The organism is Finegoldia sp. BIOML-A1 (genome assembly GCF_009678325.1).
In the GTDB taxonomy this organism is placed as follows: domain Bacteria; phylum Bacillota; class Clostridia; order Tissierellales; family Peptoniphilaceae; genus Finegoldia; species Finegoldia magna.
On sequence record NZ_WKZF01000001.1, the window covers coordinates 130,744 to 147,332 of the forward strand.

At 32.1% G+C, this 16,589-nt stretch carries 16 protein-coding genes, 1 pseudogene and 1 riboswitch; of the genes and pseudogenes, 2 read left to right on the forward strand and 15 right to left on the reverse strand.

The window, feature by feature from the left end; genetic code table 11:
• Positions 1-12: 12 nt before the first annotated feature.
• The 6 genes from yfcE to GKG00_RS00600 all read right to left on the reverse strand — a co-directional run bounded on the left by yfcE (position 13) and on the right by GKG00_RS00600 (position 7,258).
• Positions 13-555 (reverse strand): phosphodiesterase, encoded by a 543-nt coding sequence (gene yfcE, locus GKG00_RS00575; protein WP_154253681.1) that lies wholly within the window; start codon positions 553-555, stop codon positions 13-15.
• Positions 555-2,885, reverse strand: coding sequence for an endopeptidase La (gene lon, locus GKG00_RS00580; RefSeq protein WP_094208930.1), 2,331 nt, complete (start codon positions 2,883-2,885; stop codon positions 555-557). Before lon ends, yfcE begins: the two co-directional genes overlap by 1 nt.
• Positions 2,886-2,948: 63 nt before the next feature.
• On the reverse strand, positions 2,949-4,184 hold the full coding sequence (clpX, locus tag GKG00_RS00585) for an ATP-dependent Clp protease ATP-binding subunit ClpX (protein WP_094203981.1): 1,236 nt from the start codon (positions 4,182-4,184) through the stop codon (positions 2,949-2,951).
• 10 nt (positions 4,185-4,194) lie between these two features.
• The gene (gene clpP / locus GKG00_RS00590; RefSeq protein ID WP_002835127.1) at positions 4,195-4,782 is read right to left on the reverse strand and encodes an ATP-dependent Clp endopeptidase proteolytic subunit ClpP; all 588 of its coding nucleotides are present in this window, start codon (positions 4,780-4,782) and stop codon (positions 4,195-4,197) included.
• A gap of 40 nt (positions 4,783-4,822) precedes the next feature.
• Complete coding sequence (gene tig, locus GKG00_RS00595) at positions 4,823-6,148, reverse strand: trigger factor (RefSeq protein ID WP_154253683.1); 1,326 nt, start codon at positions 6,146-6,148, stop codon at positions 4,823-4,825.
• Between the two features lie 123 nt (positions 6,149-6,271).
• A complete protein-coding gene (locus GKG00_RS00600) occupies positions 6,272-7,258 on the reverse strand; it encodes a cell wall-binding repeat-containing protein (RefSeq protein WP_154253685.1) in 987 nt (328 codons plus the stop codon).
• A 126-nt stretch (positions 7,259-7,384) separates the two neighbouring features.
• Here GKG00_RS00600 and GKG00_RS00605 point away from each other — a divergent pair, with 126 nt between their 5' ends.
• Positions 7,385-8,047, forward strand: coding sequence for an AraC family transcriptional regulator (locus tag GKG00_RS00605; protein ID WP_094224981.1), 663 nt, complete (start codon positions 7,385-7,387; stop codon positions 8,045-8,047).
• Between the two features lie 14 nt (positions 8,048-8,061).
• Here GKG00_RS00605 and GKG00_RS00610 read toward each other — a convergent pair whose 3' ends face one another.
• Genes GKG00_RS00610 through GKG00_RS00625 form a run of 4 tightly spaced genes read right to left on the reverse strand, consistent with a single transcriptional unit; the run spans position 8,062 to position 10,867 of the window.
• Positions 8,062-8,202 carry a FeoB-associated Cys-rich membrane protein gene (locus GKG00_RS00610; protein WP_094206053.1) on the reverse strand — a complete coding sequence of 47 codons (141 nt, stop codon included), beginning with the start codon at positions 8,200-8,202 and terminating at the stop codon, positions 8,062-8,064.
• 27 nt (positions 8,203-8,229) lie between these two features.
• Positions 8,230-10,359: a ferrous iron transport protein B gene (gene feoB / locus GKG00_RS00615; RefSeq protein WP_154253686.1), complete on the reverse strand. Its 2,130-nt coding sequence runs from the start codon at positions 10,357-10,359 to the stop codon at positions 8,230-8,232.
• Between the two features lie 12 nt (positions 10,360-10,371).
• Complete coding sequence (locus GKG00_RS00620; protein WP_012290900.1) at positions 10,372-10,602, reverse strand: ferrous iron transport protein A; 231 nt, start codon at positions 10,600-10,602, stop codon at positions 10,372-10,374.
• Positions 10,603-10,642: 40 nt separating this feature from the next.
• Positions 10,643-10,867 carry a FeoA family protein gene (locus GKG00_RS00625; protein ID WP_094203987.1) on the reverse strand — a complete coding sequence of 75 codons (225 nt, stop codon included), beginning with the start codon at positions 10,865-10,867 and terminating at the stop codon, positions 10,643-10,645.
• A gap of 334 nt (positions 10,868-11,201) precedes the next feature.
• Here GKG00_RS00625 and glmS point away from each other — a divergent pair, with 334 nt between their 5' ends.
• On the forward strand, positions 11,202-13,022 hold the full coding sequence (glmS, locus tag GKG00_RS00630) for a glutamine--fructose-6-phosphate transaminase (isomerizing) (RefSeq protein WP_094203988.1): 1,821 nt from the start codon (positions 11,202-11,204) through the stop codon (positions 13,020-13,022).
• Between the two features lie 71 nt (positions 13,023-13,093).
• Here the strand turns inward: glmS and tsaD are convergent, their stop codons facing one another.
• From tsaD to GKG00_RS00650, 5 genes and pseudogenes are all read right to left on the reverse strand, one after another.
• Positions 13,094-14,116, reverse strand: coding sequence for a tRNA (adenosine(37)-N6)-threonylcarbamoyltransferase complex transferase subunit TsaD (tsaD, locus tag GKG00_RS00635; protein ID WP_241673638.1), 1,023 nt, complete (start codon positions 14,114-14,116; stop codon positions 13,094-13,096).
• 21 nt (positions 14,117-14,137) lie between these two features.
• Positions 14,138-14,545: pseudogene (gene rimI, locus GKG00_RS08915) on the reverse strand (ribosomal protein S18-alanine N-acetyltransferase); the annotation flags it as partial.
• A complete protein-coding gene (tsaB, locus tag GKG00_RS00640) occupies positions 14,535-15,221 on the reverse strand; it encodes a tRNA (adenosine(37)-N6)-threonylcarbamoyltransferase complex dimerization subunit type 1 TsaB (RefSeq protein ID WP_094224984.1) in 687 nt (228 codons plus the stop codon). The gene tsaB and the pseudogene rimI, both read right to left, overlap by 11 nt.
• Complete coding sequence (gene tsaE / locus GKG00_RS00645; protein WP_154253697.1) at positions 15,202-15,666, reverse strand: tRNA (adenosine(37)-N6)-threonylcarbamoyltransferase complex ATPase subunit type 1 TsaE; 465 nt, start codon at positions 15,664-15,666, stop codon at positions 15,202-15,204. The genes tsaB and tsaE overlap by 20 nt, the downstream gene beginning before the upstream one ends.
• A 110-nt stretch (positions 15,667-15,776) precedes the next feature.
• Complete coding sequence (locus GKG00_RS00650) at positions 15,777-16,367, reverse strand: ECF transporter S component (protein WP_094203992.1); 591 nt, start codon at positions 16,365-16,367, stop codon at positions 15,777-15,779.
• Between the two features lie 70 nt (positions 16,368-16,437).
• Positions 16,438-16,552: riboswitch (FMN riboswitch) on the reverse strand.
• Positions 16,553-16,589 lie beyond the last annotated feature (37 nt).

Below are 16,589 nucleotides of genomic sequence, written 5' to 3' on the forward strand. Positions count from 1 at the left end.
AGTTAATTGACTTCATATTTTCAAAGATGACAAAACTTTGTTTGAGTCTGTATCTATAAGTTTGATTTCATCATCATCTATTATTGCAACTGATTTTATACCGTCTTTTGGAATAGAAGGACTACCTGGATTTAACAAAATAACGCCTTCTTTTTCTTCCAAAACTTTTACATGAGTGTGTCCTGTTATTACGATATCACAATTATTGGCCTTAGCAAGCCTAATTCTCTTTTCTTCATCTTCCTCATATCCATGAATTGTGAAAATTCTAAATTTGTCAATATTTATTATTCTATGTTTTTGTGTCAAATCGTGTTCAATAACCATTTGATCCACTTCACTATCGCAGTTTCCTCTTGTATATATCACATTATCCATAGATTTGAAAATAACCGCCAAATCTTTGGGATTGTAATCTTCTGGAAGAGCATTGCGTGGTCCGTGATACAAAACATCTCCCAAATGAAAAATCGTGTCGCAATCTTTTAGAATATCCAAAGCTTTTTTCGTATTATCTAAAGAGCCATGTGTATCGCTTATTACACCTATTTTCATTATATTAATACCTCATCCAAAATTTCTTTTACATTATTTGTAAAATAGAATTTGATTTTTTGTCTAATTTTAGGATCAATGTCTTGGATATCTCTTTTGTTTTCTTTTGGCAAGAATACTTTATTAATTCCGTATCTATGAGCAGCCAATACTTTTTCCTTAACTCCACCAATTGCCAATACTCTTCCTGTAAGTGTGATTTCTCCAGTCATTGCAAAATCGTGTTTTACTTTTCTTCCTGTCAATGCACTTACTAGCGCTGTAACCATTGTAACACCCGCTGACGGTCCATCTTTTGGAACAGCACCTTCTGGAACATGAATATGAATATCTTTTTCTTTGTAGAATTCTCCTTTTATACCCAAATCCTCTTGGTTACTTCTGATGTATGAAATTGCAGCCATTGCAGATTCTTTCATTACATCTCCAAGTTTTCCTGTAAGTTGAGTTTTGCCTGTACCGTCCATCACATTAGCTTCAATTGTAAGGATAACCCCACCAACTTGTGTCCACGCTAAACCATTCACAACTCCTATTGTGTCTTCCCTTGGAATTTCATCATCTAAAACTAATTTTGATCCCAAGAATTTTTCTAGATTTTTATTGTTGACAACAACTTTTTTAACATCATCTCTTACGATTTTCACAACGGCTTTTCTGACTACTTTTCCAATATTTCTTTCAAGCTCTCTTACTCCACTTTCTCTTGTGTAGTTGTTTATAATCGTATAGATAGCATCTCTTGTGATGTGGAATTGGGATTTGTCCATTCCATTTTCTTTTAATTGACGTGGAAGCAAATATCTGTTAGCTATTTCAAATTTTTCATAATCTGTATAACTTGTAACTCTAATAACTTCCATTCTGTCTAACAATGCATCTGGAATTTGTTCTTGAGAATTTGCAGTAGTGATAAATAATACATCTGACAGATCAACTGGAATTTCGATGTAATTATCTGTAAATTCACTGTTTTGTTCCGGATCTAAAACTTCCAACAAGGCACTTGCAGGATCTCCTCTAAAATCAGATGCTAATTTGTCAATTTCATCCAATAAGAAAACTGGATTTAATTTCTTAGCTTTTTGCAATTGAGTTATGATTCTTCCCGGCATTGCTCCGATGTAAGTTTTTCTGTGACCTCTGATTTCTGCTTCATCACGTACGCCACCAAGTCTCATGGATACGAATTTTCTATTAGTTGCTTCAGCGATTGATCTTGCAATTGAAGTTTTACCAACCCCTGGAGGTCCAACTAGACAAAGGATAGGTCCTTTTAATGATCCGGTCATCTTCTTAACAGCTAAATATTCCAAAATTCTTTTTTTAACATCTTCTAATCCAAAATGACCATCATTTAGAACTTTTTCTGCAACTTTTAAATCAATCGAACTTTTTGATTTTTTGTTCCAAGGAATATCCAATACTTGATCGATATAATTTCTGATAACTGTGCTTTCAGGATTGTTTGGATTCATAGAAGATAATCTGTTGATTTCTTTAAGAACGTGTTCCTCTGAATCTTTTTTAAGTTTTAATTTCTTTACTTTATTGGCATAGTCGTCAGTATCTTCAATATCGTATTCTTCACCCAACTCCATCTTTATTTGACGTAATTGTTCTTGAAGGAAATATTCTTTTTGAGTGTCAGAAATCTCTTTGTTAGTTCTCTCTTCGATATCTTCTTTTATCTTCAAAAACTCAATTTCTTTGATTACAAATTTGTACACCAACTCAATTCTTTCATCCATATCCAAAGTTTCCAATAATAAAATTGAATCCTTGTCGTTTAATGAAATTAGCATTGAAATTGTATCTATCAAAGAACTTGGATCTTCTTCGTTTAAAAGTCCCCCAAGCAAATCTTGTGGTAATGGTTTTTTGATGATTTCTGCCAAGCTTTCAAACGAAGAAATAATCATCCTAATCATAGTCAGTGATTTATCTGTAGGATGATATTTTGTTTTATCGTATTCCATAACTTCTACGTTTGCTTCTAAGAAACTGTCGTTTTCTACGAAGTCCACGATTTTTGCTCTGTCGTAAGCTTCAACCAAAACTCTGACATTTCCATTTGGCATTTTAATAGTTTGTTTGATACTTGCAAGAACTCCTGTATGATAAAAATCTTCTTTTGTAATGTTTTCTACCATTGGATCTTTTTGTGTACAAATAAAAATCTCAGAATTTCTGAGCAAACTAGCATTTAAAGCATTTAATGAAACTTCTCTTCCAACTTCAAAATGTTGGATATTATTTGGAAACAACCACAAACCACGCAACGCGATTATTGGAAGTTTCTTTTCTGATATTGTATAGTATTCTTTCATCAAACTCCTCTTTCGAATTTAATCTATTGATAAAAATAGCTCACCTAAAGTGAGCTATTTGTGTTATTTATTATTTGTTTTGAAAACAAGTTTTGGGTCTTTTCCTTCTAGTACACTTTCTTTTGTCAAAATTACTTTGGAAATGTCTTGTCTTGATGGTAGCTCAAACATAATATTCATCAAAGATTTTTCTATTATTGTTCTCAAACCTCTGGCACCTGTTTTTCTATCGTAAGCTAACTTGGCGATAGCTTTCAATGCTTCTTCATCAAATTCCAACTCAACATCATCCATTTTGAATAATTCTTGATATTGTTTGATAACTGCATTTTTAGGTTCCAAAAGTATTTTAATTAAAGCTTGTTCATCTAGTTCATCAAGTGTAACTAAAACTGGAATTCTTCCTACAAATTCAGGAATTAAACCAAATTTAATCAAATCTTCTGGCCTAATATCTTTGAACAATTCAGAAATTCTCTTATGTTCATTTTCTCCCAAATCTGCCCCAAAACCTATTGATTTTGTTTCTGTTCTTTTTTCGATTATTTTTTCTAAGCCGTCAAAAGCTCCACCGACAATGAATAAAATATTTTTTGTATCAACTTGAATATATTCTTGATTAGGATGCTTTCTTCCACCTTGTGGCGGTACATTACAAATTGTACCTTCCACTATTTTTAACAAAGCTTGTTGTACACCTTCACCGCTAACATCTCTAGTGATGGAAGGATTTTCGCTTTTTCTAGTAATCTTGTCGATTTCGTCAATGTAGATGATTCCTTGTTCTGCTTTTTCTATATCGTAATCCGCCGCTTGAATAAGCTTCAAAATTACATTTTCTACATCTTCTCCGACATATCCAGCTTCTGTAAGGCTAGTTGCATCGGCTATAGCAAAAGGAACATCCAATATCTTGGCTAAAGTTTCAGCTAAAAGTGTTTTTCCGCTTCCAGTTGGACCCACCAATAAAATATTCGATTTTTGTAATTCTACATCATTATTCATTAGATTAGAATTAATTCTTTTGTAATGATTATATACTGCAACAGCCAAGGCTTTTTTGCCTTCTTCCTGTTTGATTACATAATCATCAAGCACATCCTTGATTTCGATTGGCTTAGGCAAATCAATTCTTTCTTGGATAGTATCTACATCTTTGAACTCTTCTTCGATAATGCTATTGCATAGCGAAACACATTCATCGCAAATAAATACTCCAGGTCCAGCAATTAATTTTCTGACTTCATCTTGTGATTTACCGCAAAAAGAACATTTATATTGATTTTCATTCTTTGGCATAAATATTTCCTTATTTAGAAGTATATATAACTTCGTCTATCAATCCATACTCTTTTGCTTCTTCTGCTGTTAGTATGAAATCTCTGTCTGTATCTCTTTCAATTTTTTCTAGAGGTTGTCCAGTTCTTTCAGATAATATCTTGTTTAATAATTCTCTCTTCTTCAAAATATTCTTAGCGTGAATTTCGATATCACTAGCTTGTCCTTGTGCTCCACCAAGTGGTTGATGGATTAAAGTATCTGCATTTGGAAGTGCATATCTTTTTCCTTTTGCACCACTTGTTAGAAGAATTGCTCCCATACTTGCAGCCATTCCTACACAGATTGTTGAAACATCTGGTTTAACGTATTGCATAGTATCGTATATCGCTAACCCTGCACTTACAGAACCTCCTGGTGAATTGATATATAATTGAATATCCTTTTTTGGATCTTCACTTTCTAAGAACAATAATTGAGCTATAACAAGATCCGCCATCTGATCATTAACTTCGCCTGTGACGAAAATAATTCTTTCTTTTAAAAGTCGAGAGAAAATATCGTAAGATCTTTCGCCTCTATTACTTTGTTCTACAACCATTGGTACTAAAGATGGCATAATAATAACCTCCTATTATTAATTCTAATATATTGAAATATTATTTATCTTCTTTTGTTCCTTCAGCTTTCTTTGTTTCAAATTTAGTATTTTCTACTAATTTTTCTAAAGCTTTTTTTCTCTTGATGTCTTCTTTTAAGAATTCTACGTTTGGACTATTTTTGAATTCTTCGATGAATTTTTCTTCATCATCTTGTCCATATACTTTTGCAAATTCTTTTAATTGTTCATCTAATTCTTCTTCTGTTGATTCGATTGCTTCTTTTTCGATATATCTTTCTAATACCAAATCACCTTTAACTTTTAATTCAGCGTTAGCTCTTAATTCGTTTTTAACATCTTCTTCTGAAGTGTTAGTGATTTGGAAGTATTGATCTGTATTTAAGCCCATTTGTTGAACTCTTCTTGCAAAATCTTGGAATTGACGATTTACTTCGTTGTCAATCATTGATTCTGGAACTGTAATTTCAGTAGCATCAATCAAAGCTTCTACAGATTTGTTTTGTTTTTCAACTAATTGTCTTTGTTCGTTGTCTTTTTCTAAGTGTTCTTTGATGTCTTTCTTGTATTCGTCAAGAGTATCGAATTCAGAAACATCTTTTACGAATTCATCATCTAATTCAGGTAATACTTTTTCTTTGATTGAATTGATTTTGCATTCAAACTTAGCATCTTGTCCTTTTAAAGAATCTTCGTGGTAATCTTCTGGGAATTTAACATTAACGTCAAATTCATCTCCAACATTGTGACCTACGATTTGTTCTTCAAATCCTGGAATAAATGTGTGTGAACCTAAAACTAATTCGTAATCTTCTGCTTCCCCACCATCAAATGCTTTATCATCTACAAAACCTTTAAAGTTGATAGAAACAGTGTCATTTTCCTTAGCTTCTCTTCCTTCAACTTCTTGAACTCTTGCGTTTGATTCTAATTCGTGATTGATTTTCAAATCAACATCAGAATCAGTTACTTTGTATTCTTCGATTTCAGCTGAAAGATTAGAATAATCACCTAATTCGAATTCTGGTTTCAAATCAACAGTGAATTTTACTTTTACATCATTGTTTTCAGTAATGTCATCAAGATCGATGTCTGGTTGTGAAACTGGTTCTAATTCTAATTCTTCGATAGCTTTTTCGTAAATTCCTGGTAATAATAGATTTACAGCATCTTCGTAGAATAAACCTTCACCATAAGCTCTTTCCAACATTTTTCTAGGAACTTTACCTTTTCTAAATCCTTTTAAACTAAATTTAGATCTATTCTTTTTATAACTTTCCTCAATTGCGTTATTGAAATCTTCTGCAGGTATTTCACATGTGAATACCGCTTGATTATTTTCTTTACTTACAAGCACTGCGCTCATACTTTCCTCCTAATTTTTATTTAAAACTTAAATTAATTTCACTTAAAATAGAAATTCCAGCTAATATTATACCCTAAATACCATTTTTTTTAAAGTTTTTTAGCTAAAATGATTAAAAAACTGTTATTTTTGTTCAACTTTGTAGTATAAATCCAATTTATTTGCTAATTTTTCGAAATTTTCTTCTTTTTTCCCGATATATATACCATTTTGTATAGATGTCGTAAGAAGTTTATTGGTAGTCTTGTCTACATTGCCTTCATTTACTAAAATATTTACGTAATTTTTTTGTAGACTAACATACGATGCCAATAAAGATGTTCTAATATCTTTGTATTCAGTAAATATAATTTTAGAATACTTAATATCACTGTTTTGAACATAATTTGCATCATAGACCGATTTGTAATCATTTCGTGTAACCTTGAAGCCATTTTGCTTTAGCTTCTCGTCGTATTCACTACTTATAATCGATGTAGGTTGATCTATCAAAATATTTGAAATTCCCTTATCAATAGCAAACTTTGTAATTGAATCTTCAAATTTCTTACCTTGCACAAATGTAATCGCGTATCCATTCTTTAAATAATAGCCCATCTTCGCTTGAATAAAATTAAAATTAGACAAATCGCTAATAACTAAAGTATCCGTAGGATTCAAATTCGTGTTTTCTTTGATTACATTCTTGGACACTTCGACGCGATCTCTTCCATCAATTCTTGTAACCAACAAGCCGCTCAATTTCAAATTATCAGAGATTTCTTCTGAAACTGATTTGGGGCCGCCAATTATATAAACATTTTTCGCTTTTAACCTATTAGCTTCATTTAATATCGGACTTTCTTTCTTTATATATGCTCCATCATTTTGAATAAGCAAAATCGCAGCCTTATTCTTATATGCAAAACTTAGGGCTGAAATTATGTCGCTTTCCTTTTTTTCATTTACTATGACTAAGTTTGCGTTTTTGTCGTAAACTTTCTCTGTCAATTTTTCTGACAAATCGGAACAGTCTTTCTCAATTATTTTATCCAGAACTACATCCGTATTCGCTAGTGATTTTGTCGATAAAAACAACAAACACATACACAAAATTAAAATTCTTTTCATAATTACCTCTCCATTAATTATATATTAAAATCAAATCAAATTGCAAAAATGTATCATTTCTTGCAATTTCAAGCAAATTAGTTATATAATTAATTCGTAACACTCAAAAAATGAAAGGAATTGTATATGTTCGAATTGGAATCAAAGTTAATAAAAGCTGTTCAGATAAAATCAAACAAAAAAGCACATGATTTAGCTGAAGAAATACTAAAAAATTGGGAAGATTCTGAAACTAATATTAGATCCCAAAAGAACACAATTATTCAGTTATTAGCGATATTTTCATGGAATCAGATGAAAAATATAAACGATTCTCAAAGTTTAAAATATTGTGAAAATGAAAAAAACAAACTATTATATAAAGTAGAAAATAATGAATCTGAAAACACCAGTGAAATACTTCACGAAATCGTAGAATATTACACTACAAACCAAAATATATTTACAAAGGGTTGTGAAAACCCATTAATCAGAAGGGCATTGGATTATATTTACAATAACAGTGAGCAGAAGATTTCTTTGGATATTCTGTCTGATCACTTGCACGTGTCCAAAAGCTATTTGTCGACATTGATTTGTCAAAACACGGGAAGCAATCTTCCAAATATTTTGACTACTTTTAGAATAGAAAAAAGTCTACTGCTTTTGACTTACACCGACAAATCCGTTAGCGAGATTTCAAAGGAAGTTGGGTTTCAATCTGATTCATATTTTTGTCAACAATTCAAAAATATAAAACAAATTACACCTAAAAAGTTTAGAACAATAACAAAGCGTGACCTCTGCTAAAGGCCACGCTTTTTTTATTGTTTATTGTAATTATTAGAATGAGGGCAAGAAGTGGAACCGCAATCACAGCTGCCACCTTTTTTAATAATACGACGCACTGCAAACACAATTGCTACGACAATTATTGATAATACTACTATATCAGCTATATTCAAAAAATCACCTTCTTTAAAATTCTATCTCTATTCTACTGCTCTTTTTGATTGATTGTTTTTGTATTTATCTTTTCTAAATATCATATACAACATTCCAACAAATACTACAAGTGCTATTCCTGTCATAATTGTAAATGGTTGTTTTACTACCAACACATTTAAGAATTGATATACCATAAACGATATTAAATATGCAAAAACAATTTGATAAATAATCGCAAATGCTGTCCATTTTGAAGAATTCATTTCTTCTTTTATAGCACCAACTGCCGCAAAACAAGGAACTGTTAATTGGTTGAATACCAAGAAACTCAAAGCAGATGCTATAGTGAAGTTACTTTTTACCAAATCAGCTATTTTAGCTGTATCATCACCTACACCAGAAACTATTCCGTAAACGCTGACTACCATTTCTTTAGCAACAGTTCCTAAGAATGAAGCTACAGTTGCAGTCCAATTTCCGAATCCTAATGGAGCAAATATCGGAGCGAATATTTTTCCGATGAACGCCAATATAGTATCGGTACTATCATCAGCGAAATGAACAAATTCTCCCTTAACAGAAATATTTTGTAAAATCCAAACGCAAATTGATGCAACTAAGATTATTGTACCTGCTTTTATGATAAATGATTTAGTTCTATCCCAAGTTACACGCAAAACATTTGAAACAGTTGGTTTGTGATATTCAGGAAGTTCCATTACAAATGGTGCAGGTTCTCCTGAAAAAGCTTTTGTCTTTTTCAAAATAAGGCCACTGATTATTACTGCCAAAATTCCTGTAAAATACAATAATGGAGCAAACCACCATTGACCGAAAATCGCTGCTGCAAATAATGCTATGATTTCTGTTTTTGCACCGCAAGGCATGAATGATGCAACGATGATAGTCATTTTTCTGTCGTTTTCATTTTCAATAGTTCTTGTTGCCATAATTCCTGGAACTGAACAACCAGTACCAATTAAGATTGGAATAAATGATTTACCAGATAAACCAAATTTTCTGAACATTCTATCCAACATAAATGCGATTCTTGACATGTATCCTATATCTTCTAAAATAGCTAACAATAATTCCAACGTTGCAACCAAAGGCAAGAATCCCAATACTGCACCAACGCCGGCAACAATACCATCAACAACAAGGCTTGTTACCCATTCGCTAGTTCCGATTGCTTCTAATCCTTTTGTAGCTAAATCAGCTAATGCAGTTCCCATCACAGTATCTGCCCACCAATCGTGGAATGGAGGACCACCAACAACCTTTACCGCAATAAAGTAAACGGCTATCATTATCAATACGAAAATTGGTAATGCCAAAAATCTGTTAGTAACCACCCTGTCGATTTTATCACTAGTTGTTAATCCCGATCTTCCTTTTTGTACAGAATCTGAAATTACTGAAGTAATGAATGTATATCTTTCATCTGTAATTATGGATTCACCATCATCATCGTATTCGTCTTCAATTTTTGAAACAATTTCTTCAACTTTTGCTTTTTCTTCATCAGTGATATGAACAGCTTGTAATGCTTTTTCATCTCTTTCCAAAGCTTTTACAGCAAACCATCTTTTTGATTCAGAATTTTTAATGGATTCTACACTATTTTCTATTTCAGTAAGCACATTTTCAATTTCATCACTAAATGATTTTATCGATTCATGATGAGATTTCACTTGTTTTTGTGCAACTTCAATTAATTCATCCAAGTTTAATTTTTTAAGTGCTGATACTTCAACTATTGGAATTCCCAATTTTTCAGATATTAGTTTTGTGTTTAATTTATCGTTATTTTTCTTAACGACATCCATCATATTAAATGCCAAAACCATTGGGATTCCAATTTCAGATAATTGTGTTGTAAGATACAAGTTTCTTTCAATATTTGAAGCATCCACAACATCAATAATTACATCTGGTTTCTCGTTTATTAAGTAATTTCTACTAACAACTTCTTCCAAAGTATATGGAGAAAGCGAGTAAATTCCCGGTAAGTCGGTAATTTTAATATCTTTGTTATTTTTTAAGGTTCCCTCTTTTTTTTCTACAGTAACGCCTGGCCAGTTACCAACATATTGATTGGATCCTGTCAACGCGTTAAACATCGTGGACTTACCACTATTAGGGTTACCTGCTAAAGCAATTCTTATTGACATAAGTCCTCCTAATTATTTATTTATCAATTCTATTAAAATATTTTCTGCATCATCTTTTCTAAGACTCAACTCGTATCCTCTCAAATTGATTTGAACTGGATCTCCTAATGGTGCTACTTTTCTGATATAGATTTCGACATTTTTTGTAATGCCCATATCCATAATTCTTCTTTTAACAGGACCTTTCCCCAAAATCTTAACAATCCTGTAGTATTTTCCTACTTCGGCATGCTTAAGATTCATTTCGTTATCCACTTTATGTATCCTCCTTGATAAAATATCATTAAATATGATTTACCATAATTCTCATAGCTATATCTTTTCCTATAGCCACTCTTGAACCTTTGATTTTAACTATCAAATTTCCGTGGCTTTCTGAAACAACACTCACGAGCGCCCCTTCAACAAAGCCCATATTATTCAACAGTTTTTTTTGTGAATCATTTTTTATTTTTTTTATTTTTACGATTTCAAAATCTTCATTGAGTGGCACTAATGCCAAATTCATTTAATCACCCTCATTTAAACGTTTAAATCTATTACATTGATATTATAATGATAAAGAGTATTAATGTCAAGTGAAAATCATTATTATTTTTTCATTTGTTACAAAATTATTGCAATTTGCTAATAAAATTTACACTACATTTTATATTTGATATAATATCTCAAGAGATAAAAACAAAAAAGCGCCAGACCTTTACGGTTAACGAGGGATAGAGTTATCGAATTTTTCGGCGGGAGCTCTATAGGTAACACAGCCTTAGCATTTAACAAAGTTCAAGAGCAATTTTGAAACAAAAATAATGAAGTGTATCTCTAAAAAATTTGGAGGTAAATATATGTGCGGAATAGTATGTTATAACGGCGAAAAATCAGCCGTAGAAATCATATTAAACGGATTAAAATCTCTGGAATACAGAGGTTATGATTCAAGCGGTATTTCTGTAGTAACAGATAAAATCGAAACAGTAAAAAGAAAAGGAAAATTGCAAAATTTAATAGATTCTATCGATGAAATCGACAACAACGCAAGTGTCGGAATCGGTCACATTAGATGGGCAACTCACGGTGAACCAAATGAAATTAACGCTCACCCACAAGTAAGTGAAGATGGTAAATTCTCAGTTGTTCACAACGGTATTATCGAAAATTACAAAGAATTAAAAAAAGAATTAGAAGATAATGGCTACACTTTCAAATCAACTACAGACACAGAAATTGTTGTTGCATTGATTAGCCAGTACTATAAAGACGATTTATTAGAAGCAGTAAAATCTACAATCAAAAGATTAAAGGGAGCTTATGCATTAGGAATTGTTTCAGAATACGAAAAAGACAAACTAATCGCTGTAAGAAAAGAATCTCCGTTGATTTTAGGAAAATGTGACGACGGAATAATTCTAGCAAGTGATATTCCTTCTGTTTTAAAATACACAAGAGACATCGTGTATTTGGAAAATGGAGACATCGTAGAAATAGATAAGAAAAATTACACAATTTACGATAAAGATTTCGAAAAAGTAGATCGTGAAGTTAAAACTGTAAACATGACAATTGATCAAGCTAGTAAAGGTGGCTATGAGCATTTTATGTTAAAAGAAATTCACGAACAACCAGAAGTTGTTAAGAAGACTTTGGAGGTTAATGTAAAAAATAACGTAATAGATTTTGCAGAAAATTCATTAACTAAAGAAGAATTATCGAAAATAAACAAAGTATACATCGTTGCATGTGGTACAGCTTATCATGCGGGTGAAGTTGGTAAAGTTGCTATTGAAAAATTGGCAAAAATACCTGTAATTACTGATATCGCATCAGAATTCAGATACAACGATCCATTTATCGACGAAAACACTCTAGTAATTTTGATTTCTCAATCAGGAGAAACTGCTGATACATTGGCAGCTCTTAGAGAATCCAAAAACAAAGGCGCAAAAATCTTAGCAGTTACAAACGTAGTTGGCTCATCAATAGCAAGAGAAGCTGACAAGGTTATCTACACTTTGGCAGGTCCAGAAATTGCAGTAGCTAGTACTAAAGCATACATTTCACAATTAGTAACAGTGATAATGTTGGCTTTGGATTTTGCAAAGAAATTAGGCACAATTGAAGATTCTGAATATTCAAAATACATCGAAGAATTAAAAACAATGCCTGAAAAAATAGATGAAACATTAAAATCAGAATCAATAACTGAAAGAATAGCTGAAGCTATCAAGGAAGATAAATCGATGTTCTTTATAGGACGTGGATTGGACTTCTTGAGTGTAAAAGAAGGAGCTTTAAAATTAAAAGAAATTTCCTACATTCACACTGAAGCATTCCCTGCAGGAGAATTAAAACACGGTTCAATCGCTTTGATAGAACAAAACACTCCAGCATTATCAGTTATTACACAATCAAAATTAGCTGAAAAGACAATTTCAAATGTTCAAGAAGTTGTGACAAGAGGAGCGAAAGTATTCACAATCACAGTTGAAGGAAATGACAATATGAAAGATTTCTCAGAAGAAATCATCTTCATTCCTAAAACGTTAGAATTATTGTATCCGATACTTTCAGTAGTTCCTGAACAATTGTTGGGATATCATACTTCTTTGAAAAAAGGCTTAGATGTAGATAAACCACGTAACTTAGCAAAATCAGTAACAGTTGAATAAAAAATATGGAGTCCTCATTTTAAAGTGAGAACTCCTTTTTTAATGTTAATATTTAATTTTATAGCTACATTTTATAATTCTAAATTAGGATAAACTTTCAAATCAAGTCCATCTTGTTTTCCGTTGATATAATCATAGTATCCCGCAGTTGCAATCATTGCAGCGTTATCTGTGCACAAGATTTTATCTGGAAAATACACTTGTATTCCTTTTTCTTCTGCTTTTTCCAAAACTCTCTCTTTTAATCTAGAATTTGCTGCTACTCCACCACTTAGTACGAAAGTTTTTTGATTTTTTTCTTCTAATAATCTAAAAGATTTTTCAACCAAAACATCTATGACAGCTTCTTGGAAAGATGCTGCAACATCTTCTTTTATTATTTCTTCGTTTTTTTGATTTTTATTGTTCAAATAATTTAGAACAGCTGTTTTCAATCCACTAAAACTAAAATCGTAGCTGTCTTTTTCAAGCATTACTCTTGGAAAATCTATCGCTGTTGGATTTCCTTGTTTTGCAAGCCTGTCAATAACAGGCCCACCTGGATATTCCAATCCCAACGCACGTGCAACTTTATCATAGCTTTCACCACAAGCGTCATCTCTTGTAGAGCCAATTATTTCGTAATTTTGATAATCCACAACATCTATTAAATAAGTGTGTCCGCCAGATACAACCAAGGAAATAAATGGTGGTTCTAATTCTTTGTGGCTAATGTAGTTTGCACAAATGTGGCCTTGCATGTGATTTACCCCTACAAGAGGCTTCTTCAAACAATAGCTCAATGATTTTGCACAAGAAATCCCAACTAATAATGCACCAATAAGTCCGGGACCTTTTGTAACGCAAATTACATCAATATCTTTCGATGATAAACCTGCTTCGTCCAAAGATTGTTGCAAGATAGAATTCATCGCTTCTAAGTGAAGACGGCTCGCAACTTCCGGAACCACACCACCATATCTTTTGTGTACATCTATTTGAGAAGAAATCACATTACTCAACACTTCTCTTCCATTTTTTACAATCGCAACACTTGTTTCATCACAAGATGTTTCAATTGCAAGCGTAATTATATTTTCATTTATTTCTTCCATATTCAACATCATCCTCAATGCGTCCTCTTTTGGAGTTTCGTAATATCCATTAATTCTACCGTTTTTTTGAAATCCAAATTTCGTGTAAAGATTAATAGCCTCAAAGTTAGATTCTCTAACTTCCAAGTAAATATTTTTGACACTTTCTTTTCTGCAAAAATCTAACATAAATTTTATAAATTCAGTTGCAATCCCACAGTTTCTGCAACTTTTTTTCACAGAAATTGTTTGTAATTCAGCTTCATCAACAACTATTGAAAATCCAATAATCCCCACGATTTTGCCTTCTTTTTCTCCGACAAAATAATGATTACATTCATTTTTCAAACAAGCTTCGTATCCTATTTTGCTCCAAGCATCTGAAAAACTTTCCCTTTCAATTTCTACAACATCATCCAAATCAAAGGAATCCATCTGTCTAATTATCATTACTGTGTCTTCTTTCGTAATCTCGTTGCGCTTGTGATTTTCTCACATAATCTGGACTAAGAGTGTAATAGCTATCAAATGTCTCAGTTTTATTTGCCAAGTCACAAATCGACCTTGTAATACAATTATTCAACGAAGAATTTGCAAGGTGGAAGTTCTTCTTAGATTTGATTTCATCTAAGAAAGAATACACTCCATCTCCCACGAAAATATATTCCTTATCATCGTCAAGTTGTTCAACCAAATCTTCAAAATAAATCAAATCATCATCCATCAAACGTTCTAATTTTGAATCGTTAGCGAACATCGAGTAGTAAACTCTCCCACCTCTTGCATCCAAAATAGGAATAATAATTTTGTCAGTGCTAATCATATTAGCCAAAGCTTCCAAGGTAGATATGCCGACGATTTTTTTATCGAAAACTTGTGCAAAAGTCTTTGCAGTGGTCATTCCAATTCTAAGACCAGTAAAAGATCCAGGTCCCTTGCACACCGCAAACACGTCCACATCTTCAATATCTGTATCTAATTTTTCAAGCATTTGCTCAATCATCAAAACCAAAGTTTCGCTGTGAGTTTTCTTTTGATTTATATTATAATCTCCAACGATTAGTCCATCTTCCATCAAAGAACAAGAGCTAATCATAGTTGAAGTATCAATCGCTAAAATTTTCATTTAATTCCTCTATAATTTCTTTTTCTCTTTTGTTGTTCCCGTCAATCCTAATTTTTCTGGAAACATCACCAGTTTTTTCAATGTAAATTTCAATTAAATTTCTAGGCATATAAGACTGTGCTTGACTTGCCCATTCAATGATAGTAATTCCTTCTGGATACAACAACTCATCTATATCTAAGGATTCTATCTCCATCTCATCTTCTAATCTATACAAATCAATATGATTTAAATCAACATCACCGTAGTATGTATTTACCAATGAAAAAGTTGGACTGGTTACATTTTCTTCAATCCCAAAACTTTTAGCAATAGATTTAGTAAGAGTAGTTTTTCCAGCTCCCAAATCACCAATCAAAGATATAACATCTTGTTTTTTTAAAGCTTTTGCAAAAAGTTGTCCGAATTTTTCAGTATCTTTTAAATCATTTAAAATATATTCCATAAATATCACCAAATAAATTATATCACAACTGAACAACAACAAAAATGACCCATTATCTTAGATTAATGAGTCATTGTATATTTTATGAATTTTTACATGTATGTTATTGATTATTTTTTCAAAAATCTTGAAATTGGCTTGTAAAGTGCGATTGTAACTGCAGATACGATGATACCTTTTACAATGTTAAATGGCACGATACTGAAAAGCACGAACATCAACGGAGTTCCTGCCAATGAATTTACTTTTGCAAACTCTTTTGTAAAATCAACCAAATTAATTCCGTACAATGGGAAAATTACAAAATAGTTAGAAATACAAGCAACTACTGTGTACGCCAATACACCAAAAACTAATCCAGTGATTGCTGATTTTTTGCTTTTTCCTTTGTTGTAAATTGAACTTGCTACAACAACAAATACTGATGATAATATAAAGTTAGATAATTCCCCAACTCCACCAGTAGTTGTTCCGTTAATTATAAAGTTCAACAAAATCTTAACTGCAGAAGTTAACACACCTGCTACAGGTCCTAGTGCAAATCCTGAAATTAATACTCCCAAATCTCCTATGTCCACTGTCATAAATGGTGGTGCAAATGGTAGAGGGAATTTAAAAATCATAAGCAATGCACTTATTGCCCCTAAAATACTGATTTTCACCATAGTTTGAGTACTAGAATTTTTTCTTGTGGTTTCCATAACCTACCTCCTAAGATTTTAAAGGGCAAATAAAAAAGCCCTTATATTTAGGGCTAAATGTTAATTATTACATTTACTTCTTTCGTCCAGACTTTACTGTCGGTATTGGAATTACACCAATTCATGCATAATGCTCGCGGACTATAACCGCCGGTGAGGAAATCAACCTCGCCCTGAAGTAACTTCATTATACCACTAAGTATATTTTTTGTAAACTTTTGC